Annotated in this window: 20 protein-coding genes; 12 read left to right on the plus strand and 8 right to left on the minus strand. The window is 50.7% G+C overall.

The genetic code is table 11. The annotated features are described in order from the left end of the window. The 3 genes from iscB to HMPREF3168_RS08975 all read right to left on the minus strand — a co-directional run. A partial coding sequence (gene iscB, locus HMPREF3168_RS10840; protein WP_371440839.1) for an RNA-guided endonuclease IscB occupies nt 1-667 on the minus strand: 667 nt, incomplete at its 3' end. Between the two features lie 445 nt (nt 668-1,112). Continuing rightward, nucleotides 1,113-2,027: a proline-specific peptidase family protein gene (locus HMPREF3168_RS08970; protein WP_003621631.1), complete on the minus strand. Its 915-nt coding sequence runs from the start codon at nt 2,025-2,027 to the stop codon at nt 1,113-1,115. Between the two features lie 68 nt (nt 2,028-2,095). Beyond that, the gene (locus HMPREF3168_RS08975; protein ID WP_070489684.1) at nt 2,096-3,163 is read right to left on the minus strand and encodes a hypothetical protein; all 1,068 of its coding nucleotides are present in this window, start codon (nt 3,161-3,163) and stop codon (nt 2,096-2,098) included. 213 nt (nt 3,164-3,376) lie between these two features. Between HMPREF3168_RS08975 and HMPREF3168_RS08980 the strand changes: the two genes are divergently transcribed. The 3 genes from HMPREF3168_RS08980 (at nt 3,377) to HMPREF3168_RS08990 (ending at nt 6,973) form a co-directional block, all read left to right on the plus strand. Next, complete coding sequence (locus tag HMPREF3168_RS08980; protein WP_070489686.1) at nt 3,377-4,972, plus strand: ABC transporter ATP-binding protein; 1,596 nt, start codon at nt 3,377-3,379, stop codon at nt 4,970-4,972. Between the two features lie 209 nt (nt 4,973-5,181). Then, complete coding sequence (locus tag HMPREF3168_RS08985; protein ID WP_070489688.1) at nt 5,182-5,925, plus strand: PAS domain-containing protein; 744 nt, start codon at nt 5,182-5,184, stop codon at nt 5,923-5,925. Between the two features lie 166 nt (nt 5,926-6,091). Then, the gene (locus tag HMPREF3168_RS08990; protein WP_256388600.1) at nt 6,092-6,973 is read left to right on the plus strand and encodes an ROK family protein; all 882 of its coding nucleotides are present in this window, start codon (nt 6,092-6,094) and stop codon (nt 6,971-6,973) included. Between the two features lie 85 nt (nt 6,974-7,058). On the opposite strand, the gene HMPREF3168_RS08995 is transcribed toward HMPREF3168_RS08990, so the two are convergent. The 3 genes from HMPREF3168_RS08995 to HMPREF3168_RS09005 all read right to left on the minus strand — a co-directional run bounded on the left by HMPREF3168_RS08995 (nt 7,059) and on the right by HMPREF3168_RS09005 (nt 9,602). Continuing rightward, nucleotides 7,059-7,514, minus strand: a complete 456-nt coding sequence (locus tag HMPREF3168_RS08995; RefSeq protein ID WP_035174977.1) for a hypothetical protein — start codon at nt 7,512-7,514, stop codon at nt 7,059-7,061. Nucleotides 7,515-7,520: 6 nt separating this feature from the next. Further along, nucleotides 7,521-8,387, minus strand: coding sequence for a hypothetical protein (locus HMPREF3168_RS10215; protein ID WP_003612091.1), 867 nt, complete (start codon nt 8,385-8,387; stop codon nt 7,521-7,523). A 384-nt stretch (nt 8,388-8,771) separates the two neighbouring features. After that, nucleotides 8,772-9,602 carry an aldo/keto reductase gene (locus HMPREF3168_RS09005; protein ID WP_070489689.1) on the minus strand — a complete coding sequence of 277 codons (831 nt, stop codon included), beginning with the start codon at nt 9,600-9,602 and terminating at the stop codon, nt 8,772-8,774. Between the two features lie 122 nt (nt 9,603-9,724). On the opposite strand from HMPREF3168_RS09005, the gene HMPREF3168_RS09010 reads away from it, so the two are divergent. The 4 genes from HMPREF3168_RS09010 (at nt 9,725) to HMPREF3168_RS09025 (ending at nt 13,206) form a co-directional block, all read left to right on the plus strand. Next, on the plus strand, nt 9,725-10,567 hold the full coding sequence (locus tag HMPREF3168_RS09010; RefSeq protein WP_070489691.1) for a DNA/RNA non-specific endonuclease: 843 nt from the start codon (nt 9,725-9,727) through the stop codon (nt 10,565-10,567). Nucleotides 10,568-10,582: 15 nt separating this feature from the next. Beyond that, the gene (locus tag HMPREF3168_RS09015) at nt 10,583-11,986 is read left to right on the plus strand and encodes a C69 family dipeptidase (protein WP_070489694.1); all 1,404 of its coding nucleotides are present in this window, start codon (nt 10,583-10,585) and stop codon (nt 11,984-11,986) included. 74 nt (nt 11,987-12,060) lie between these two features. After that, a complete protein-coding gene (locus HMPREF3168_RS09020) occupies nt 12,061-12,648 on the plus strand; it encodes an alpha/beta fold hydrolase (RefSeq protein ID WP_070489696.1) in 588 nt (195 codons plus the stop codon). A gap of 36 nt (nt 12,649-12,684) precedes the next feature. Next, nucleotides 12,685-13,206 carry a GNAT family N-acetyltransferase gene (locus tag HMPREF3168_RS09025; protein WP_070489698.1) on the plus strand — a complete coding sequence of 174 codons (522 nt, stop codon included), beginning with the start codon at nt 12,685-12,687 and terminating at the stop codon, nt 13,204-13,206. On the opposite strand, the gene pepI is transcribed toward HMPREF3168_RS09025, so the two are convergent. Then, on the minus strand, nt 13,203-14,087 hold the full coding sequence (gene pepI, locus HMPREF3168_RS09030) for a proline iminopeptidase (RefSeq protein ID WP_070489701.1): 885 nt from the start codon (nt 14,085-14,087) through the stop codon (nt 13,203-13,205). The genes HMPREF3168_RS09025 and pepI overlap by 4 nt on opposite strands. Nucleotides 14,088-14,167: 80 nt before the next feature. On the opposite strand from pepI, the gene HMPREF3168_RS09035 reads away from it, so the two are divergent. Together HMPREF3168_RS09035 and HMPREF3168_RS09040 are read left to right on the plus strand one after the other, a co-directional pair. Next, nucleotides 14,168-15,085 (plus strand): magnesium transporter CorA family protein, encoded by a 918-nt coding sequence (locus HMPREF3168_RS09035; protein ID WP_070489703.1) that lies wholly within the window; start codon nt 14,168-14,170, stop codon nt 15,083-15,085. 31 nt (nt 15,086-15,116) lie between these two features. Continuing rightward, nucleotides 15,117-16,031 carry a serine hydrolase gene (locus HMPREF3168_RS09040; RefSeq protein WP_070489705.1) on the plus strand — a complete coding sequence of 305 codons (915 nt, stop codon included), beginning with the start codon at nt 15,117-15,119 and terminating at the stop codon, nt 16,029-16,031. A gap of 38 nt (nt 16,032-16,069) precedes the next feature. On the opposite strand, the gene HMPREF3168_RS09045 is transcribed toward HMPREF3168_RS09040, so the two are convergent. Next, nucleotides 16,070-16,315: a hypothetical protein gene (locus HMPREF3168_RS09045; RefSeq protein WP_003612145.1), complete on the minus strand. Its 246-nt coding sequence runs from the start codon at nt 16,313-16,315 to the stop codon at nt 16,070-16,072. Nucleotides 16,316-16,463: 148 nt separating this feature from the next. Here HMPREF3168_RS09045 and HMPREF3168_RS09050 point away from each other — a divergent pair, with 148 nt between their 5' ends. The 3 genes from HMPREF3168_RS09050 (at nt 16,464) to HMPREF3168_RS09060 (ending at nt 22,168) form a co-directional block, all read left to right on the plus strand. After that, nucleotides 16,464-17,036 carry a TetR/AcrR family transcriptional regulator gene (locus HMPREF3168_RS09050; RefSeq protein WP_003612146.1) on the plus strand — a complete coding sequence of 191 codons (573 nt, stop codon included), beginning with the start codon at nt 16,464-16,466 and terminating at the stop codon, nt 17,034-17,036. A 43-nt stretch (nt 17,037-17,079) separates the two neighbouring features. Continuing rightward, a complete protein-coding gene (locus HMPREF3168_RS09055) occupies nt 17,080-20,973 on the plus strand; it encodes an MMPL family transporter (protein WP_070489706.1) in 3,894 nt (1,297 codons plus the stop codon). A 112-nt stretch (nt 20,974-21,085) separates the two neighbouring features. Next, nucleotides 21,086-22,168: a hypothetical protein gene (locus tag HMPREF3168_RS09060; RefSeq protein WP_070489708.1), complete on the plus strand. Its 1,083-nt coding sequence runs from the start codon at nt 21,086-21,088 to the stop codon at nt 22,166-22,168. Nucleotides 22,169-22,310 lie beyond the last annotated feature (142 nt).

Consider the following 22,310-nt stretch of genomic DNA (forward strand, 5'->3'; position numbering starts at 1 on the left):
GGTAGACGATGTGGTGAACTACAAGCTTTATGCCTTCGCCATGCTTATGGCAGAGCTGGCAGGTGTACTCGTCACGTGCCAGCACGTAGTACTCATAGTTCTTCCAGTCCTTTAGACTGCCTTCTTGATACTGCTTGCCCGAAATGTCCGGGTTGACCATTTTGGCCATGTCAAACTTGCCTACTTCGATGTGAAGATCGGGACTTGGCAATACAGCCAGATAGCGCTTGATCCAAGCAATGTTGTGGCCTACCTTGCTTTTTACTGACGGCGGAAGCCACAAGCCGTCTCTCTTGCCATGCACTCTGTTTAAAAAGCGAGCCTGGCGATAGCGGGTCTTGCGGTTTCTTCTGCCTCTGCGGTAGATCTTGCGAGTGTACAGATTCGTGTGCATGTCCTGGCGAAGCTCTACCTCACTTTGGTGCAGCACCTTGTCTTTACTGACTACGGCAAAGCCAATATGCCTCTGCCCGGTGTCTATGCCAAGACTAACCTTCTGCTTATAGCCATACGAGCCATATTTCAGCTGGATGGTGAACGGATATTTCTTGACTACAAAGGCCTTGCCGCTTTTCAGCAGCAGTCTGGCCTTTCTTGGGCGGCATGGCATAAGAGGCTTGCCGTCCTTATTGAGCAGAAATACCCGGTTGGCATTTTCATGCTTCATGTTGTTCTCCTTTTCCTTAATGCAGGAAACAGTGATTCCTGCCGCTTGTCCGAATCAGGAGACCCAATCCGGATTCGCGTTGTTGCCCATCGACAATGTTATCCATGCTTGCTATGACTCCGGAGAATCTGGGCGATGCAGTTGACTGCCATGTTAACCTCATGACTGTTTACAGAGCTGCCACAGAGCCAAAGACTTGGGCATCATCAGTGGGTGTGATGACATGGATAACGTAGTTCCTCTATCCAGTCAGCCGAACCAGACTGGATAGCTTAGTCTAGACAATGAAAGCTGGATTCCTCCAGCCTCCCTATTGAAGACGTAGGACTTGAAACTTACGCTTCAAGCCCCTTACTTCAGTAAGGGGTTACCATTGACCTTGGATCTTTTACCAAAGGTTAAGATTTCTTTTACAAAAAAACTCAAAAATAAGGACTTTATAATCTTATTCGCCTTGGAAAGTGCCGGCTTCAACTTCCCTAATGAAGTCAGCCAGGTGCTTGTAGTAGACATCGGGGTTGTCGACCATGTGGTGGTGGCCGCCGTCAGGAGTAGTGACCAGGCGGGAGTTAGGAATCAGTTTCTGCATGGTTCTGGCCGTTTCCAGAGGCATGGTTTCCACTTCGCCAAAAGTCAGCAAGGTTGGCACCTTGATCTTTGGCAGTTCGCTTCTGAAGTGCCAGTCCTTCAATTTGCCCGTGATGACGAATTCATTGTCGCCCTGGAAGGCGTTGTAGACGGCCGTGCCGCCCAAGTTGCCCAGGTGGTAGAGCTTGGAAGGCTGCTTGCGGTCAACAAAGTTGATGTTCAGAATCTGCACGTCGTCCTGGTAGCGCTGGTTGGCGTAATCGTTCTTGGCTTCGCATTCGTGCATGAAGTCGATTTCGGTCTGCGGCAGGACTTCTTGCCGGCGGCGGTTGACCGCGGCCACGTATTCGTCGATGTCGTCAACCATGGAGGAGATGATGGCCCCCTTCAAGTGGTCTCCGTACTTAACCGCGTATTCCTGGACCAAAAGGCCGCCCCAGCTTTGCCCGATCAAGTAGAAGTTATCGATGCCCAGCTTTTGCCGGACTTCTTCAACTTCGTCCAGGAAGTATTCGTAAGTCAGGTACTTGTCCGCGATCTTTGGGTCGCTGTAGTCCGGCTGGTCAGAGTAAAGGGAGCCCAGCTGGTCGTACATGTGGACCTGGACGTTCAAGCCCTGCTTCTTTAATTGTTCAGCCGTATCTTCCCAGTATTCGTGGTTGCCGCCCGGGCCCCCGTGCAGGCAGAGCAGGTGGATGTCACCTGTCCCTTGGGTGTTGGTCCAAAGATGGTAGCCATTGTCCAAAGTCAAAATCGTCGTTCCTTGTTTCATTGGAAAAATCTCCTAACTATAACTATCTAGTTCATTATATGCCTTTATCTATTATATGCCTTATTTGCCTACTGGTTTTGGGCTGCCAGGAATTCCCGCATTTTTTCCAGTTCGGTGCTGGCCAAGTCCAAGGCACAGACGTTTTCAAAAAGGTGGCTGACTTCCTGCCCGCTTTCCGGGTCCTCAATGGTGAAGCCTGCTTCGTCTACCGCGGTCACGTAGCCCAGGTTTTCCCCGGCTAATTCATAGTCGTCAACGCTGACCAGTTGCTTTCCGGCTTTTTCAATCACTTCCCGGACAGTTGGGACATGGTCTAAGGACTGGGCTAATTTGCCCAAGTGGCCCGGATCAAAAATTTCATTTTTCTGGTTGTAGGCGACCAGGAAGCTGGAGAAGTCGATAGCCGCGGAATTTACTGATTCATGAACCACGTCTTCTCTGTTGACCAGGCAGATGGATTCTAATTGCCCATAGTCATTCAAGCTTTCAAAAAGCAGGAACTGGTCACTTTGGTCCAGGACCAGGCCCAAAAGGCAGCTGCCAAAGCGGGCGTCATCCAGCCAGTCCAGGTAAAGTTCAACTAAGCCGTAGGGATTCTGGCCGGCAAACTGCTCTTTAACCGCCTGGTACTTTTTCCAGAGCTTGTTTAAAGGAGCGTTTAATTCCAGGCTGGAGATGGCAGACAGGGGGATGACCAGGCAGAGAGGGTCCAGCTCGTAGTCGTCCCCGATCTGCTTCAGCTGGATTTCGGTTGGACCGGCTAAGGCGATGATGCCGGTGTAGACGATCCCGCTGGTTAAGGTGATATTGACGACCAGGTCCTTCTCCAGTGCGGCTTGGCTGGCCGCGCTAAGGCTGGTCAAAGGCGTCTTCAGGAGCTCCTGGTTGAGGGGCATGAGGGCGAAGGGGTCGGTCGACTTGCCTTCATCGATCAGGTGCTGGCAGTAGGCCAGGCTGGGGGATTCGTCGACGCTGGTCAGGATGTCCTGGTTATTGATGACCAAGACCCCGCCGGCATTGGCGTCGTCGTCCAGGCTGATGAGGGTGGCCGCGTCCGCGCTTTGGTAGACCAGGTAGCCCAGATAGTAGCTGCCGGATAATTGGTCGGCTTTGGTATGCAGTTCAACTAATTTCATTTATTTTGTCTTCTCGTTTCTTTCTAGTTTTTATTCTTTGTTTTTCCCGCTAGTCTTTCCGGTCTTTTTCTCTTTTTTAAAAAATTGTCACGCTTTGCCAAGAATCAGACTTTAGCAAGATTTTACTTTCTTAGGATTATCTTAATTATATCAATGCTGGCGGCAAAAATAGGAAAGATTGCTATAATGTTTATGAAAGAGAGGGATTATCCAATGTGTCTCAAATACGCACGGAAAAGCCAGGTAGCCCTGTTCAGCTTCCTGGCCGCCATCAAGGCCTGCAATGTTTTGTTCGTGGCCTACATGCTCAAGGTCATGCTGAACATTGCCTCTTCCGGCAAGGCTGATTACGGCCGCCTGGTCGGCTTCGCAGCCTTGACGGCCGGGGGCCAGCTTTTGTTCATGGCCAGCAATTTCTTCTATGAAACGACCAAAATGAACATCATCAGAAGCGTGAACATGACCTTGAAAGAGGCCAACCTCCGCTACCTGATCGACCAAAACAGCCTGGACACCAAGGACGGGCTGAGTTTCATGACCAACGACTTAAAGCAGATCGAAACCAACCGGGTCACGGCCCAGCTGGACATCATCTACCAAAGTTTGACCTTCGTGGGCTCTTTGGCCTTTGCTTTATATAACTCCTGGGAAATGACCCTGGTCTTTATCGTGGCGACTCTGGCTCCGGCCGGCGTGCAGATGATTACCAGCAAGATCATCACCAAGAAGTCCAAGATCTGGACCCAGAAGAACGCCGTCTACACCCAGTACGTGTCTGACAGCTTGAACGGGGCCCAGTCAGCCCGCCTCTACAACGTCCGCACTAATATCGTCAAGCGGGCGGTGGGTGCTGCCGGGGATATGGAAACGGCCCTTCGGAGCATGACCTTGACCCAGGCCTGGGCCCTGGAATTGATCTACTCAGCAGCGGAACTTTTCTGCTTCATCATTCCCTGCACGATCGGCGGGATCATGATGATGCAGGGGCGGCTGGCGGTTGGGACCCTGGTTATGATGGTCGACTTGGCCATCAACTTCATCAGCCCGGTGGTCACCTTGTTTAACGAATTCAACCAGGTCAAGTCAACCGTGCCGATGTGGCAGAGAACCCAGCGGGCCCTCAATTACGTGCAAAAAGACGACAATTACCCGGTCGACCACTTTGACGGCATGGAAATCCGGGACGTGGCCTACGTGACCAAGCACAGCAAGCGGCAGATTTTTGAACACGTGAACATCAAGATCAAGCCGGGGGAAAAGATCCTCTTGATGGCGCCGTCCGGCTGGGGGAAGACCACCCTCTTGCGCCTCATGCTGGGCATCTACACGCCAAGCCATGGTGAAATTTTAATCAACGGTGAAGAAGTGACGGGGGACTGGTACAAGGCCCACAACTTCTACTCCTACGTCAACCAGAAGCCTTTCATGTTTGACGACACCCTCCGCTTTAACGTGACTCTGGGCCGGCAGGTGGATGAAGAACAGCTGCTCATGGCCTGCCATGAAGCGGGCCTGGATGACCTGATCCAGGAAAACGGCCTGGACTACCCGGTCGGGGAGAACGGCAACAACCTCTCCGGCGGGCAGATCCAGCGGGTGGAAATTGCCCGGGCCCTCTTGTCTGGCCGGCCGATCCTGCTGGCTGACGAAGCCACCAGTGCCCTGGATCCCCGCCTGTCTTTGGAGATCCATGAGACTTTGCTGGGCAATCCGAAGGTAGCGGTGATCGAAGTCGCCCACAAGATTTCGGACGTGGAAAAGGCCATGTTCGACCAGATTATTGTTTTAGACAAAGTTAAGCCAGCCTAAGCTGGCTTTTTTTATTACTTTTATACAGCAAAATATATGTTAAAAAGCTTTTTGACTTAGTAAAAGCAAAATATATATTTTTGCACATATAAGAAATATGATATATTGCTCTTGCAAAGTAAGTGCTTACAGGATACAATGGACAGTGTAAGTAAGAAAACAAGAAAACAAAGAAAATAGTTTGTTGCAAGACTGAAGGAGACTGAATTATGGCAGAACCAAAATGGCTGCAGGACATGAACCCTGAAGAATACTTGAAGGAAGATTTTGAAGCAACTGGCCACAGCCGCTACACTGTTGACGGCTTGGAAAAGAACGACCCTGAATGGCTGGACAAGGCAGCTGCCAAGGTTAATGCTGCTGAAGGCGATGACTACGTTAAGCTGGACTCAGGTTTGCTGACGGTTAACCAAATCAACTGGATGCTCCGCAACACTTTCGGTGAAATGACTTACGTGGACGACAACAACCAATTCCTGTGGTACAACCGTCCGCAAGACCCTAACTACAAGATGAAGGCCGGCCGTGTGCCAGCCCAAGTCGGTAACACTATGGGCGCCGTTCACCCGGACATCCGTGACGTTATCCCAACTGCCAAGAAGGTTGTTCACGCCCTGCGGACCAAGGAAGGCGGCCATGACGAAGTTTGGATGCCAGTACCAACTGGTAACTTGACTGAACTCGTTTTGCACTACTACAAGAGAGTGGAAGACGAAGAAGGCAACTACATGGGTATCTACGAATGGGTTCAAGACATCTACCCATTCGTGAAGTACTTCTGCGAATCAACTGGCCAGAAGCTGGTTGTTGACCCAGACGCTGCAACTGGCGCAACTTACCGCCGCAACTCTGACCCAGACGCTAAGACTGGTCCTTCAACCAAGGCAGCTGCTGCCAAGGAAGAAGCAAAGCCAGCTGAACCAGAAGCAACTAGCGGTGCATCCCACCACTAATCAAAGCATTTTTTGCGATCATACTAGTATTAAAGACCAGCTCAAGGCTGGCCTTTTTTTGGTCAATTTTTGGCATGGAAGCAGCGGCTGCAAACACTTATACTAGTAGTTATAGATGCTTTTTTGGATGTGAGGATAAAAAACGACGCAATACTTAGTTTTTGACATTGGCGGAACCAACGTGAAGTACGCCTTGATGGATAATGAAGGGCAGCTGCTGGAAAAGGGGAAGCGGACAAGCGCGGACAATCTGGACGACTTTGTCGCCGCCCTGTATGAAGTCGGCGACCAGTACAAGGGCAAGTTTACCGGGATCGCGGTCTGCGCGCCAGGGAAGATCGACACGGAGAAAATGATCATCCACTATGGCGGGGCTTTGACCTTTTTGGACGGCTTAAACCTGGAAGAGACGCTGGGGTCCAGATACGGGGTAGCGGTTAGCGCGGAAAATGATGCAAAGGCGGCAGCCTTGTGCGAGCAGTGGCTGGGCGAACTCAAGGGAGTTGATATCGGAGCGGTGATGACTCTGGGCACTGGCGTTGGCGGCGGGATCGTCGTTGGCGGCAAGCTTCTGCACGGGAGCAGCTTCCAGGCTGGGGAACTTAGCTGGATGATCACGAACCAGGAAGCTGGGCTTAAGGAAATGGCTGCCTATACTGGTGCCCGCTGCTCAGCTGTCAGAATGGTGGAAAGGGTCAACCAGGAGCTGGGCAATGAAGACCTTGCTGACGGTTTGGCGGCTTTTGCAGCCATCAAGTCCGGCAATGAAGAGGCAGGCAAGATCTTCCGCCAGTACTGCTTGGATGTAGCCGTGATGATTTTGAACCTGCAGACCGTGATCAACGGGGAAAAGGTTGTGATCGGCGGCGGGATCAGCGCCCAGGAAATCTTGATCGAGGAGATCCGCCGACAGTTCGGGGAAATCTTGCAGGACAACCCGATTTTGGGCCAGCAGGTAATTCCGCCGGAAATCGTGGCGGCCAAGTTCAGAAATGATACCAACCTCTACGGTGCTCTCTTTGCCTTATTGCAGGGGATGCAAAAGTAGCGGGAAAATTTTTAGCTGAATATAGAAAAACCTGAGCTCATATTGATGTGAGCTCAGGTTTGTTATTGTCGGATAATTAGATTTTTTACTTCGTAAACCAGTAATTAAAGAACCAGTCATAAGGAACGGATAAAAGATAGATGTAGGTTAAGTTGATAGCAACAACCATAATAGGTCCTGCATATGGCTTAGTGAATTTGCCATAGCGTAATATAAAAAGAATTATGGCTGAACCAAGCACATCGAAAGCTAAACCTGCAGTCATCACCCGTAAAAGGGTTAAAGCAATGAATCCGGCAACTAGGACAACTACAGTGATCCAGAAGAGGACTGAAAACTTGCTCGTCCAGATTAGGATGGCAGCCAACAAAAGGGCAATAGACACAATGATTAGAGCCCAACCAATGGTAAGGCTTTCGAAATCGGTTTGAAAGCCAACGGAGTGTGCTCCCATGAACCAGATTAGAACTGCCTCGATCAGAAACATCAAGCAGTTGACCGCTTTAATAATTGTTGAAAGAACTTTTTCTGTTTTTGTCATGGTAGATCACTTCCAACTGGTAATCTGATGTAGATAACTTGCTTTGAAGTCACCTTGGAAATTACCGACAAAAGTAAATGGGTGGACGATATGCCAATTATTATAAGTTTTAAGTGTGCCCTTTGGTAAAACTTTGTAGTAAGCGTAGTAAACGTATTTTGAGCAGTAACTATCCTTCATGCTATATAAGCCAGATTGAAAGCCGTATTTTGGCCGATCTTTAGGATTTTTGTACAAATGACGGTAAGCGTAGGTGGAAGCTGCATCTGCATAGTGTGGATGCTTTTTGATGCGGTATACGTCGACGTACTTACCTTTACCAGTATGTTTTTTAAAAAACGATTCCTTGCTGGGATGTTCAACAGTTCGGTTAGGTCCCGGCATTTCTAAAATGTAGTTGGCTGACGTTGCAAAAGCAGCGTGACCGGCAAAGATACCAGCACTATCTGTTCCGTGACAAACTAAGATATCTCCGGCTTTCATGCTATACCCACTTTTTGCAGCGATAAATGATGAAAAGATGGAATAACCCTTTCCTTTGCTTTGTGAATTGTCTGCAGAAATGGTGTCGGGATGATCATTATTCGGATTGCATGAAACAAAATAGTTTTCATCTGCGACATATTGTTCAAAAGAAGTCCCGGGATCCACTTCAACGTATTTCAGATACATCGGAAATGCTTCTGTACTGCAGTATTTTACGAATTCTGCTTCGGAACTGTTACTTTCAGTAAGAATACCTTTACTTACACCTTGCCGGTAGATAGACGCAAAGACTTCGGAATTAGCCGTGGTGTCAGCATCCGCATTAACCGGATGAGCGAAAAACAAGGATGCTGAGAGTAATAACAGCCATGTTAAAAGCTTCTTCATGATTCGACCTCCACTTTTCAGTAAACGAATTTTGACAAATCGATTCATCAACCATATGATAACGCTTTTTTCACGGAAAGAGTACATAAATAACGAAGATTAGTTGTTTGCCATAAATGTGCGTAGATATAATAAAGTGTCCGCGCAAGGTGGGGGATTGCCTGAGTCACATATAGGCACTCGGTCATAACTTTTCAGCGGCGAAGCTATACTATGTGTGGCAGGGTTATTTTATAAGGTCTGAAAAGGCGGAAAATTAATTATCTTAAAATTCAGAGCGCAAATTTTGCTTATCAAAGCAGGGAAAAGTCAGATGGCATCAAATTTTTACAGATGTTTAAAAGAAAAAAGCAGTTGACCAGTGCAACTGCTTATTTCTACTGCTTAAAATTCCTGGTGCTGGTTAGGGTCGCGGTCGGGCCGGCGGCCATCTGCCTTGTCCAAGTCCGTCAAGGCAGTTACTTCATCTTCAGTTAAAGTGAAGTCAAAAATATCCAGATTGCTCAACTGGTGCTGGCTGGAGGAGGCCTTTGGAATTGGTACTACCCCCAGTTGGATTTCCCAGCGCAAAATTACTTGAGCCGGGCTCTCACCGTACTTGGCGGCCAGCTTTTGAATCAAATCTTCCTGGAAAACTTCCCCGGCCCGCATGAGCGGACTCCAGGCTTCCGTAACGATCCCATGCTCATTGTCATAAGCCCGGACGGCGCGGCTGGACCAGTAGGGATGCAGCTCTACCTGGTTGACGGCTGGCGTAACCCCGGTTTCCTTAATCAAGCGGTCGATATGCCCTGGTTCAAAATTCGATACCCCAATCGACCGGACCAAGCCAAATCTTCGCGCGTCGATCAAGGCCTGCCAGGCTTCTACATAGCGGTCTTCCAAAGGATTTGGCCAGTGGATCAGGTAGAGGTCAAAATAGTCCAGCCCGCTTCTTAAAAGCCCTTCTTCCAGTTCGTTAATCGCGGACTTGTATTCGTGGTGGGCTCCCGGCAACTTTGAGGTCACGAAAAGCTGACTTCTTTTAACAGAGCTGCTTCTGATTGCCTTGCCCAGGGCCCCTTCGTTTTCATAGCGGGCGGCTGAGTCCAGGAGCCGGTAGCCGTTTTCAATTGCCTGGCTGATCGCTTGGACTCCTTGGTAGCCCTTGATCTTGTAAGTCCCAAAGCCGATCTTTGGAATCTGGCTTCCGTCATTTAGCTTGAATTCTTCCATAATTTTTTTGCCTTTCTATTAGATAAGTATTGCTTGCTTTTTCTCTCAATTATAGGTCAAATCTTTTGGTTTCCGGGAAAAATCCTCTAAAATAGTTTTAGTTTAAAAAGCGAGGAAAAGAAATGGCAAAAAAACGCAGGCGCAAGAAGCGCCAAAATACCAGCCTGCTGTCGGTCGCTATCGCCGCGGTGGCAATCATTTGGGGCGTCTACACCAAAGGCGGCCAGGAAAATTTAACTAGTTCCAGTTCCAGCAGCACGTCATCAAGCGCAGTCAGCTCGGCCCAAACGGCTAAAACCGTCTACGGGGGCTTAGCCAAGAGCGACTACCAGAAATTAGCCCAGGAGACTTTTAAATCCGGAGGCAAGGGCTGGCGCTATGTTAACAACAACCACTCCACCCTGGTGAAAAGCGCCTGGAAGGTCAATCGGGTTATCTACTCCAACCTGGACAGCCAGAACCGGACTTCCAGCTCCAACACCGCTTTTTTGGAGAAGCGGAACGTGGCTAACGACTCCTTAAGAGTAAGGCAGTACGTTCAGCCAACTGGCTGGCACTCCAACCGGCAAAACGGGACCCAGATCTACAACCGGGGCCACCTCATTGCCTACTCAGTTTCCGCCGGTATCGACCAGGACGGCAACTATAACCCCAAGAACCAGTCCGGTGACCAGAACAACCCTAAGAACCTTTTTACCCAGTCAGCCTTCTCCAACCAGAAGATCCAGACGATTTTTGAAAGCAAGGTCCGGTCAGCTTTAAGAAGCGGGAAAAAGGTCATCTACCAAGCAACGCCAATTTTTAAAGGCCGGGAACTCATGGCCCGGGGGATCAACCTCCAGGCAGTTTCCACCGACGGCAGCCTGGATTTCAACGTTTACATCTACAATGTGCAGCCGGGCTACCAGTTTGACTACGAAACCGGCCGGGCAAAGATCGACCGCGGCATGCAGGTCAGCGAATAGAAAGAAGGAAGAAAAATGCGCGACAACTGTACAACCATGCTGGTGGGCAAGAAGGCCAGCCTTGATGGGTTTACGATCGTGTCCAGAGACGAAGACTACGACCAGGGCTTTAACGAAAAGCGCTTTGTCTACTATCCAGCTAAAAATTATGACGAGCTCTTTGTCTCCAAAGGAACCGGCGTTGAAATTCCCTTAAAGGGAGAAGGCTGCGGCTTCACCGCCGTCCGCGACGCCGTAGAAGACTACGGCCGCTTTGACGAGCAGGGGATCAACAGCTACAACGTGGCCATGAGCGCAACGGAAAGCGAGGCCAGCAACCGCCGGGTCTTAGGCCATGATCCTTTTGTCAAAAACGGGATCGGGGAAGACTCCATGCTTTATTTGGTCCTGCCTTTCATCAAGACGGCCAGAGAAGGGGTTGAGCGCCTGGGCCGCCTGGTGGAACAATATGGTTCAAGCGAAAGCAACGGGATTGCTTTTGGCGATGAAAATGAAATCTGGTACATGGAAACCGGGGCCGGTCATCAGTGGGTTGCCCGCCGGGTGCCAGATGACAGCTATGTCGTGGCACCAAACATGATGATCATCGGGGAAATCGACTTTGATGACCCGGCCAACTACATGTATTCCACTAATCTCCGCCAGTTCGTCAAGGACCACCACTTGAATCCTTCTAAGAATGGCAGCTTTAATTTCCGGGAGATTTTTGCTCCAAGAGACCAGGACGACCTCCGCTATAACACTCCCCGGATGTGGTATGGGCAAAAGCTCTTTAACCCGGAAGTGGGTCAATCTATCGATGACTTGGACATGCCGTTTTGCCGGGTGCCGGCCAAGAAGATTGCCATCGAAGACGTGCAATTTTACTTGAGCAGCCACTACGAAAACACGGAATACGATTACTTGACCAAGGAAGAAAGCCCGGTTAAGAATGCCTACCGGCCAATTTCTGTCACGGTGTCGCAGGAATGCTCCATCATGCAGATCAGAAGTGACCGGCCAGAAGGCTACAAGGCCATCCAGTGGCTCTGCTTCGGCCTTTACGCGGCCGCGCCTTGGGTGCCTTTCTACACTAATATCAAGGACACCCCAGCCAATTACCAGATCAAGACCGGCCAGGCTGACCCAACTAATAGCGCCTACTGGCTCTACAAGTGCATCCAGGCCTTGCTGGAAGGTAAGCAGCAGGACTGGCAGAGAAAGCTCCGGGCCTTCCAGGCTGACTGCCAGAGCCTGGCGATCCAGCACGTCGACGAAACTGACCGGGCAGCTGAAAAGTTAAGCCAAACAGAATTAGCCGGCTTTTTGACAGAAGCCAATGATCAAATTGCCGCGGAGATTACGGCCAAGGGCAAAGACCTTTTCGACCAGCTGGTCAAGGACAATCTCAACAACTCGATTTACAAGTACCGGCCCTAATTTCCGGCAAAAAATAGTACAATAGGAATGTTGTAAGTTTTTAATGTAAAGTAAGAAATCGTAAGGAGTTTTTTATGGAAAAAGAGATGACCTTAATTAGCGCCAAGGGTAAGTTAAAAGGAATTTGGGGTGAAGCCGTCAACCCGATCGAAGGGATGACCCCCTTGGTAATTTTGGCTAAGACCGGTGACAAGGACCAGGCCTATTGGCTGAGCCGCTACTTAAACGACGCCGGCATCCTGACCTTCACCTTTGAAGCAGAAGATGCAGCCAGCGCCATCAGCGGCTACCACCTGGCCTTTGACGAACTTAGAAACGATGACCGGGTGGCCAGCGAATACATCGTCTTTGCCGGCTACGGGGAAGCGGGCAACGCTGCAGCTGTTGCGGCTAGTGAAATCGGCCGGTCAGTCCGGGGGATCTTTTTAATGTCACCAGTCATCAAGGACTGGAACAAGATCAAGGGCTACCAGGGCCGCAGCTACATTGTTGCCGGCAGCGATGACGACCAGGCGCCTTTGGCCAGCCTGGAAATGATGGCCAAGAAGCTGAAGCAGGGCGAACTTTTGCAAATGCGGGGCGCTGGCCACGACTACCGGGAAGAAGACTGGGAAAGAGCAGGGATGCTGCTCAGAACCTGGGTCTTGACTGGCCTTAACTAAGAAACTGTAAAGCAGAAAAAGAGAAGAAGGCAAAGCATGACAGAAGTAAAAATTGTGCAAGTTAGTGAGAAAGATTTGCCAGAGTTGATTGCCATCAGCCGGGAAACTTTCGCGGATACTTTTGGCAAAGACAACAGCCCGGAAGATATGGCCAAGTTTTTGGACGAAAACTACAATGAAGACAAGCTTGGGGGAGAAATGGCAACTCCGGGCAGCTTCTTTTACTTCTTAAAAGCGGACGGGGAAGTTGCCGGCTACTTGAAGCTGGACGTTGACGACGCCCAAAACGAAGAGGTCGACCCAAACGGCCTGGAAATCGAGCGGATCTACCTGCGGAAAAGTTTCCAGCACCGGGGCCTGGGCAAGCAGCTCTTTGAGTTCGCGGAAGAAAAGGGCCGGGAATGGGGCAAGTCTGTCCTCTGGCTGGGTGTTTGGGAGCACAACGAAAACGCCAAGAACTTCTATGCCAGCCGCGGTTTGACCCGGTTCAGCGAGCATGTCTTCGTTCTTGGCGATGACCGTCAGACAGATTTTTTGTTAAAGAAGGCTCTGGTCTAGTCCTGGCTGATTAACCAGTCAGACAATAGCTCTTGATACTTGGCATTTTCCTGGACAAAAGGCATGTGGCCGCAGCCGGCAAAGAGCTCCCAGCGGGCATTTGGCAAGTGGTCGTACATGCTTTTAGCCACTAGGGGAGTGCACAAGTCGTCAGTGCCGCTGGTAATCAAGGCCGGCAAGTCCAGGTCCTTTAAGCGGTCAGTGTACTCATAGCCGTGCAGGTTGCCAATCGGCGTATATTCATTAGGGCCCCAGCCGGTCAAGTAGGCCAGGCTGCCGCCCTTTTTTTTGCGCAAAACTGGCTCCGGCAGGTCCGGCGTGAGCTTGATGGCGTGCTGGTCCATGAAGTGGGCATTGGCCGCCTGGTAGGCCGGGGAGTCGTAGTTGCCAGTTGTTTCAGCTTCCTTGATAGCGGCCTGCTCGCCTTCTGGCAGGTACTTGATTAAGCGGTGCAGTTCCTGGCTCCAAAGCTTGGCGGAGGCTAAAGTGGAGGAGAGGATTAGGCTCTTGACCCCTTTAGGCTGGTAGTCGCACAGGTAGATCAAAGCCAGCATCCCGCCCCAGCTTTGCCCCAAAAGGTGGATCTGGTCAAGGCCCAGCTGCTCTATGACATTTTCCAGCTCCTTGACCCAGGTTTGGGCCGTGTAGGCCGTTTCCGCCTGGTCGTCGGGGATGCTGGAGTTGCCGCAGCCTAATTGGTCATACATGATGACCTGGCGGCCGCTTTTTTCAGCGACTTGGTCGAGGACTTCAAAATAGTTGTGACTGCTGCCGGGCCCGCCGTGGAGGAGGAGGAGCGGGGCGCGGTCAGTAGCCTCGCCCACGATCCGGCAGTAGGTTTGCCAATTTCCAAATGGAAGATATTTTTCTGTGATTTGCATCTTTTTTTCCTACTTTTAAAGAAACTTCATTTCAAAAAATGGTATCATGAATAATGAGTAAAATTAAGGTGGGGACAGCAATGATTAAGCAACAAATTTTTCCAATTGAAACAGACTTTAACTGGTATGACGTCAATGGCTTGAACGAAGCTGACAGCCGGCGCCTGCAGACAGAGTTTTATTTTACACCGGAAATCATTTCCTACGTTTCCGACCGGCATGAACGGCCCCACTACGACTACGACCAATATACCGACACCCACCTGCTAGTCTATGACGTGCCAGTCTGGCCAACGACGACCATCAAGCACTTCACTTCCCGGCCAATCACTTTTTTGCTACAGGACAAGAACCTCTTTTCTTTCCATACGATTGAGACCAGCTATGTTTTTGACGAGTTCAATGATCCCAAGGTTTTGCGCCGGCTCTCACACGCCCAGGATGTGACGGAACTGCTGGTGACTTTTTTGATGTATGCTTCCCAGTACTTCCAGCGGGCCATCACCCAGCTGGATGCTGAACGCAACGACCTAGACGTCAAGCTGAGCGATGACATCGACAATAAGGACCTGGTGGAGTTGTCCAATATTGAAAAGAGTCTGGTCTACCTGTCCAGTTCAATTCAGACTGACCAGATGATGCTGCGCAGCCTGCAGCACTCCCGGCTGACTTTTTCCAAAGCGGCCAAGGAAATGCTGGACGACGTTTTGATTGAATCCAGCCAGTCTTCAGAAATGGTGCAGATTTCCCGGCAGGTTACCAAGACTTTGTCATCGACTTCCAACAACATGTTGAACAACAACCTGAATGACACCATGAAGTTCCTGACGGTCTGGTCCATCGTTTTGACCATCCCGACCATTTTGACTGGTTTTTACGGGATGAACGTGAAGCTGCCGGTTATCGGGGCCAGCTATGACTGGATAATCATTATTTTGATCACCGTCCTTTTGATGGTCTGGCTGATCTTCTTCATGCGTAAGCACCATCTTTTCTAAAGGAATTAAGAGCTAGAAACAAGGAGCTTTAATGAAGAACAATATTGTAGTCGGGGCTTTGATCGCCTCCCTACTGGCTTTTGTCGTGTACACCAGGACCAACAAGGATGCTGAAATGCGGAAAGTCACGGTGGTGCAGGTAAAGAAGTCCGGCAAGGTCAAAAAGATCATTTCTTCCACTGACAAGGAACCGAATGTCAATTCCATTGAATATGACAACCAGGTCAAGAGCAGCAAGGGCAGTGACAAGCAGTTGGTCAAGGCAATTAAGAAGGCTATGGGCCAGGACGTCAGCTACCAGGTGGCGGCTTATGACTTGAATAAGAGCAGCCATTTCGCGGAAGTGACCAACACCAAGAGCGGCCAGGATTCCCAGAAGATTTTTTACCTCTATCTTTTGATCGCCCTTTACGCCCAGGAAAAGTCCGGCAAGATCGGGGCCAGCACGACTATCAAGGTTACCAAGGCTGACAAGGCCGGGACAAGTACGGCGATCGCGGTCGGGATCAGCTATGGGCCAAGCTACTTGCGCGAGCAGATGCTGAAGGGCAACAAGACCGCGGCTAACGCGCTTTTGCGGACGATCGGGACTAAGCAGGTCAACAAGATCCTTAAGCAGCTGGGGGCCAGCCAGACTAAAGTAACGGGGACCTTCTCTAAATCCGTGGTCGGCAAGACGACAGCCAGTGACCTGGCCAAGATCATGGTTTCCATCTACCAGGGCAAGCTGGTCGGCAGCTACAACCAGCAGGTTCTGACTGCTATGACAGGGAAGACCAAGCTGGCCAGCAAGGCCAAGGGGACCATCTACCAGTATGCTGATGGCAGTTTAGAGGTCGCCTTGATCAGCAATAACGGCCACAATTACGTGGTTAGCGCCTGGTCCAGCAAGACTGATGACTTTGCTTCCTTGGGGCAAGCCGTTAAGCAAGTCATCGAAAAGTAAAGACGGAGCAAACTGAACAGAAGAAATGAAAAACGACTCTACAGCCAGACAGTAGAGTCGTTTTGTGTTTTCTTGCGTTTACGTGGTTTATAAGTTTTCGTAGCCAGCCACATATACCAGGCGAATTGGAATTCTCCGACCATAATGCAGATAGCCAGCAGCAGGAAGGTTACTACGAAAGGATTGATGCTGCTGCCGTCAGCATAATGAAAATTGAACATGAAAACATTTAGATAAATCAGTAAACTGAACCAGTAAAAGTTTGCGAACCACCAGATTTTCATTTTTAGTTTTCATCTCCCATCTGAATATATGATAGCGCTTTTAGGAACCGCTTTCAATAGAAAATGGGATTAATTTACAGAGTGTAGATTGAAATCTTCAGTTAGTAGTTATATAATTGCTACAGTTGAAAGGAAAAGGGTAGTAATTATGACTCAAAAAAGAACTTTGGACTTGGACAAGGTCCTGGCCAAAGCCACGGAAATGATTGAAAGCCGGGGCTTAAGCGAGATGACCATGCCAAATCTTGCCAAGGCTCTGGGCGTTCGCAGCCAGTCACTCTATCATTACGTGAAGAACCGCTCGCAACTTCTGTCGCTGGTCGCGGCCAGCCGGATCCGCCTGCTCTACCAGGACCTGCTCAAGCAGCTGGTCGGTTTGTCAGGCCACGAAGCATTGTTTAAGTTTGCTGACGTGGTCCGCGACCGCCTTTTGGAAGACCAGGCCCTGGCGACCCTCCTTTACCACGTGGATGAATTTTCTGATGATTTAGAAGTGGTTAAAGAGGTGGTCAAGATCCTGGACTTAGGGGACCAGCTGCAGGTGGACACTGAACACGTGGTTTCCCAGCACGCCTTGGTTGGCGCGGTCCTGGGCTACGTCTTCCTGGACCGGTTTATAGATGGCCAGGAAAAGGTGGAAAGTCCGCGAGAAGCAGAGGAGAACTATCACGAAATGATCTGGCGGCTGGTTTCGCCCAACGTCCAGCAGTCAAATGCCTAGTTTAGTAGACTGATTGTAAAAGACAAAGAAAGGAAAAAGAACATTGAAGAAGTTACTGAAGAACCATCTCGGCGCTTTGATCGCCTGGGTGCTCATTCTGGTGATTTCTTTGGTTGCCCTGCCAAACGTTGAATCACTGACGAGAGCGCACAGCGAAATCTCCCTGCCAAGCAACGTGGAAAGCGAAGCAGCCAAACTAATCAAGAACGAATGGGGCAGTAAGAAAAAGAATACTTATGAAGTCGCGGTTGTTTTCAACAAGAAATCCGGTAAGCTGACCGAGACCGACCAGGGCAACATCGAAGCCTCAATCGACCGCTTGACTAGCAACCAGAAGAAATACGGCATCAAGGACTACCTGGCGCCGCAAGACAACATCGCGACCAAGAAGCTGCTCAAGTCTAAAGACGGAACGACTTGGGTCATGCAGATGAACATCGCCAAGAGCCACGGGACCATCTCCCAGGTTAACGACGAGATCAACAAGGCTGTCAAGACCAGTGGGGTAAGAACCTACGTCACTGGTGCAGACGTCCTCAACAATGACTTTACCAGCTCGATCCGAGAAGGGATCAAGAAGACGGAACTGATCACGGTGGTTTTCATCTTCATCGTGTTGATCATCGTCTTCCAGTCACCGGTTGTCCCGCTCGTGTCACTTTTGACGGTTGGGGTTTCCTTCCTGGTTTCCTTCTCAATCGTGACCAACCTGGTCAACCAGGTGAACTTCCCGTTCTCCAACTTCACCCAGGTCTTCATGGTGATTGTTTTGTTCGGGATCGGGACCGACTACAACATTCTGCTATATAACCACTTTAAGGAGGACCTGGGCAATGGCCTGGGGGTGGCTGAAGCCACGAAGGACTCGATCAAGAAGGCCGGCCGGACTATTCTTTACTCCGGCTCCTCAATTCTGATCGGTTTCTCCGCTTTGGGCTTAGCCAACTTCTCAGTTTACCGGTCTGCTTCCGGCGTTGCTGTCGGCGTTCTGGTCCTCTTGATCGTCCTCTTGACTTTGAACCCCTTCTTCATGGCCACTTTGGGCAAGAAGATGTTCTGGCCAAGCAAGGAATTCGCCGGGGAAAACCCAAGCAAGATGTGGCATGGGATTTCCAGCGCTACTTTGAAGCGGCCCGTTGTCTTCTTGGCAGCTGTAGCGGTTGTCGTTACACCATTCTTCGTTACTTACTCTAACGTTTTGAACTACGACGACACGGCGGAAATTTCAGATTCAGTACCTTCTAAGCAAGGGCTGAACCTGGTGCAAAAGCACTTCTCTAAAGGGATGGCCATGCCGTCATACCTTTACATCAAGAGTGATCACACGCTCGACAATGAGAAGGACTTGAAGCTGATCGACGAATTGACGCGGAAATTGCGTAATTCTGAAGGCGTGGACAAGGTTATGTCCGCGACTGAGCCATACAACGAAAAGATCAAGCTGCTCTACGTTAAGAAGCAGCTGAAGTCAGTTACCGACGGTACCGCCAAGTTGGAAAAGGGTGTCGGCAAATTGACTAAGGGCAGCGAGCAGGTGACCAGCGGGGCCAAGAAACTGGCTAACGGGGCTGACCAGCTCGACGAAGGCACTGGCACTTTGAGTGACGGGGCCAAGGACCTGTACACGGGGACGGTTAAGCTTTACAACGGTTCAATCGCTCTCTACGACGGGGCAGGCACCCTCTTTAACGGGACCAAGACCTTGTCAGTTGGTGCAGACGCCCTTTACTCCGGCACTAGAAAGCTGTCCAGCGGGGCCAACACCTTGTCTGCTGGTACCCAGAAGCTGAAGAGCGGGACCAGCTCCCTGGCCAGTGGTTCAAAGACTCTGGCTAACGGGACCGGCTCTCTGGCAACTGGCGCAAACAGCCTGTACACTGGCACTCAGACCTTGACCAATGGCGCCAAGGACCTGACGGCCAACATGAACACCTTGGTTGCCGGCCTTGACCAGCTGAAGAGTGAACTGTCAGCCGAATCTGGTTCATTGGACACTAGCAAGCTTGACCAATTGTCATCAGGCTTGACCGCCTTGAACGAAGGCTTGCAAAGATTGAACAGCAAGGTCAGCCAAATCAGCGTGCCAAACATTGACACTTCCAAGATCTCCAGTCTGGTTAGTGGCTTGCAAAGTTTACAAGGCCAAGTCTCAAACTTGAAAAAAGGCTTGACTGATACACAGTCAGGTCTGACTACTGCTGGTACTGGCTTGGGAACTGCAAGTGCCGCAGCTGGCAGTCTGGCAAGCTCAATCAGCAAGGTTTCAGACCCAACTTTGAAGGCAGAACTGCAAAAGGAATTAGAAACCCTTAACAGTGGTCTGTCTTCTACCAAGAGTGGTTTGGGTACTGCAGGCAGCGGCTTGACTACTGCCGGTACTGCCGCAACCAACATGAATAGTGCCGCTTCCGGCATTCAAAGTGCCGCCGGCAGTCTGGGCAGCAGCACTTCTGCAGCTTCCACGGCCGACTTGAGCACGGAAGTTCAGCAATTGCAGGCAATTGTGTCCCAGCTTGCTTCGGGCTCCAATGATTTGAGTACTCAAGCAGCCAGTGGGATCAGTAGCTTGAAGTCTGGCTTGAGCAAGATTGGCGAGATGCAGTCGGGAGTTGACGCTCTTGCAGCTGGTGCTCACAAGCTTTACACAGGTTCAAATTCACTTTACAGTGGATTGAGCGAGGGTATGGCTGGTGCTTTAGCTCTTTCACAAGGTGCTAACCAAGTCAACTCTGGTGCTTCTGCTGTAGCCAGCGGCGCCAGTCAAGTCAACTCCGGCGCTGGCCAGGTTAACTCCGGTGCCGGCCAACTGGCTACTGGTTTGGCCAGCGGCGTCAGCGGAGCGGCTCAACTGGCTAACGGCGCAAGCCGCTTGACCAGCGGTGCCGGCCAACTCCAATCTGGTGCCAGCCAACTGCAAAACGGTCTGGCGCAAGGCGTCAACGGCTCCAGCCAACTGGCTGAAGGGGCTGACAAGCTGCAGTCCGGTACCAGCCAGCTTTCCAGCGGCGCAAGCAAGCTCGCTGAAAAGACGCCAGCCATCACCAGCGGCTTGACTGCCGTCAACAACGGTCTGGTTTCCGCCGGCTCATACTTGAACGGCCTGCGCAAGTCCAAGGCCTCTGACACCTTCTACGTGCCAAGCTACGTCTTGAAGCACAACGCCGACCTGCAGAAGTCCCTCATGGTCTTCCTCAGCCCGGACAAGAAGAGTGCTATGATCATCATCATCCTGGACAGCAACCCAAGTTCTGAAAGTGCCGCAAAGCACTCACAAGCTTTGAGCGCTATGGCCCGCAAGTCCCTCAAGGGGACCGACCTGGGCAAGGCTGAAGTCGAAATGGGCGGGCAAAGCTCAACCATCGAAGACACCAAGAACACGGCCAGCGGTGACTTTACCAGAACTATGGCAATCATGCTGATCGGTGTCGGCATTGCCTTGATCCTCGTCACCCGGAGTCTGCTTCAGCCGATCTACATCCTGGGGACTCTGCTTTTGGCCTACATCAGTTCTCTGTCAATCACCCGCTGGGTTGTCAGCGGCGTGATGGGCCGGAGCACCCTGGCTTGGAACGTGCCGTTCTTTACCTTCATCATGTTGATCGCCCTCGGGGTCGACTACAGCATCTTCGTCATGATGCGCTACCGTGACGGCGATCCGCATGCCTTGCCTAGCGCAAGAATCCTGAAGGCATGTACGGCTATCGGGACGGTTGTCATCTCAGCCGTCGTCATCCTGGGTGGTACTTTCGCGGCCTTGATCCCATCAGGCGTGCCAACCTTGATCGAAGTGGCCATCGGGGTCATCATCGGTCTGGCTATCCTGATCTTCCTGATGCCGATCAACCTGTCTGCTTCAACCAAGCTGACCTACGAAGGCTTCCCATGGCCTAAGTGGGCAGGCCGCAAGAAGGGCCTCAGCTTCGGCAAGAAGTCTTAAATGAAAGCTAAATAATGCATTAAGAACCCGTCATCTTTGGCGGGTTCTTTTTTGCCTCCGGAAGGAAAATGCTATAATGTGGAAAAAGAAACACTAGCAAAGGACGATTACTATGAAAAAGTGTCCCAACTGTGGCCAGGCTCTGACTGGCCAGGAAAAGGCCTGCCCAAACTGTGGATTCAATGTGGAAAAATACCGCCGAGACTACTTTACGGAAGAAGCAGTAGAAGAAAATGTTGAAAGAAGAGAAGCTAAGCGGGAAGAAGCTGACCGGTCTTTAGAAAAAGAGCCAGTTGACAAGCTCAGCCGGTCCGCCTACCAGCAAAAGCAGGAACGGAATGCCTTTACCGGCAACTCAACCGCGGAAAAAATGCTCCAGTGGATGAGAGACAACACCACGATCGCCTTCTTGGTCGGCGTGGGTCTTTTGATCATCATGAGCTTCTCCCGGCCCCTGGGCTGGACGGCTTTTGCCGTCTCCATGGCTCTACTCATCTGGACCGGCCACCGGGACTCCCAGGGCGAATACACGGCTGACCGGAACTTGACTGAATATATCCGGAACGGGGCTTCTAAAATCTTCAATGCCTTTGACGACAAGGAAAGCAAAATTGAAGAGAAGAGTGAAGACTTCACCCAGGCCCACCCGAAATTTGAAGCCAAGGTGGAAAAGGCGAAAAAGAAGACCAAGAAGCCCCGGAACTTCGGCATCATCCAGCTCTCCATCCTCTTGACCAGTTTGATCACCCTGGTCCTGCTTTTCCTGGGGACAGGCTTCGTGACCTCCAGCAGCAAGCTGACCGTGGCCAGCGTTTTCTTTGAAGTCGCCAACCGGCAGATCGCGGCGGGTAAGATCGTTCCCGCCTTGATTCTCTACCTCTTCCTGGCCATCTTCCTGCTTTTGCCAGTCTTCATCATGCTGGCCGTCAGCCAGAATACCCGGGTCTCCCGGGTCCGGGCCTTTGCCTTGTCCCTGGTCGAAAGCCTGGTCTTGATCTACCTCTTTTACCAATTGGCCCAGACAACTAGCGCGGCCAGCTACTTAAGCCAGGCTGTTTCCAGCTTGAAGAGCTATGCCGTGGCCATCGGCATTTCCGGCTACCTCTTGATCCTGGTCAGTTGCCTAACCACGGTTTTGGCCGGTATCAACATGTTCCAGCCAATGGTCAAGCCCGGGCAAAATAGTGAAGAATAGTTTTTTGCAGACAAAAAGGCTGCTGGTCTGAGTGACCAGCGGCCTTTTCTTGGTATTTTCTACTTGGAGATTCGTGAAAAATAAAAACTTAAAAGTTGAGAATTAAGCAGTAAAAACTAGTGTAGCGTCATGATGATATTTT

The organism is Lactobacillus sp. HMSC08B12 (assembly GCF_001808415.1).
Lineage (GTDB): Bacteria > Bacillota > Bacilli > Lactobacillales > Lactobacillaceae > Lactobacillus > Lactobacillus delbrueckii.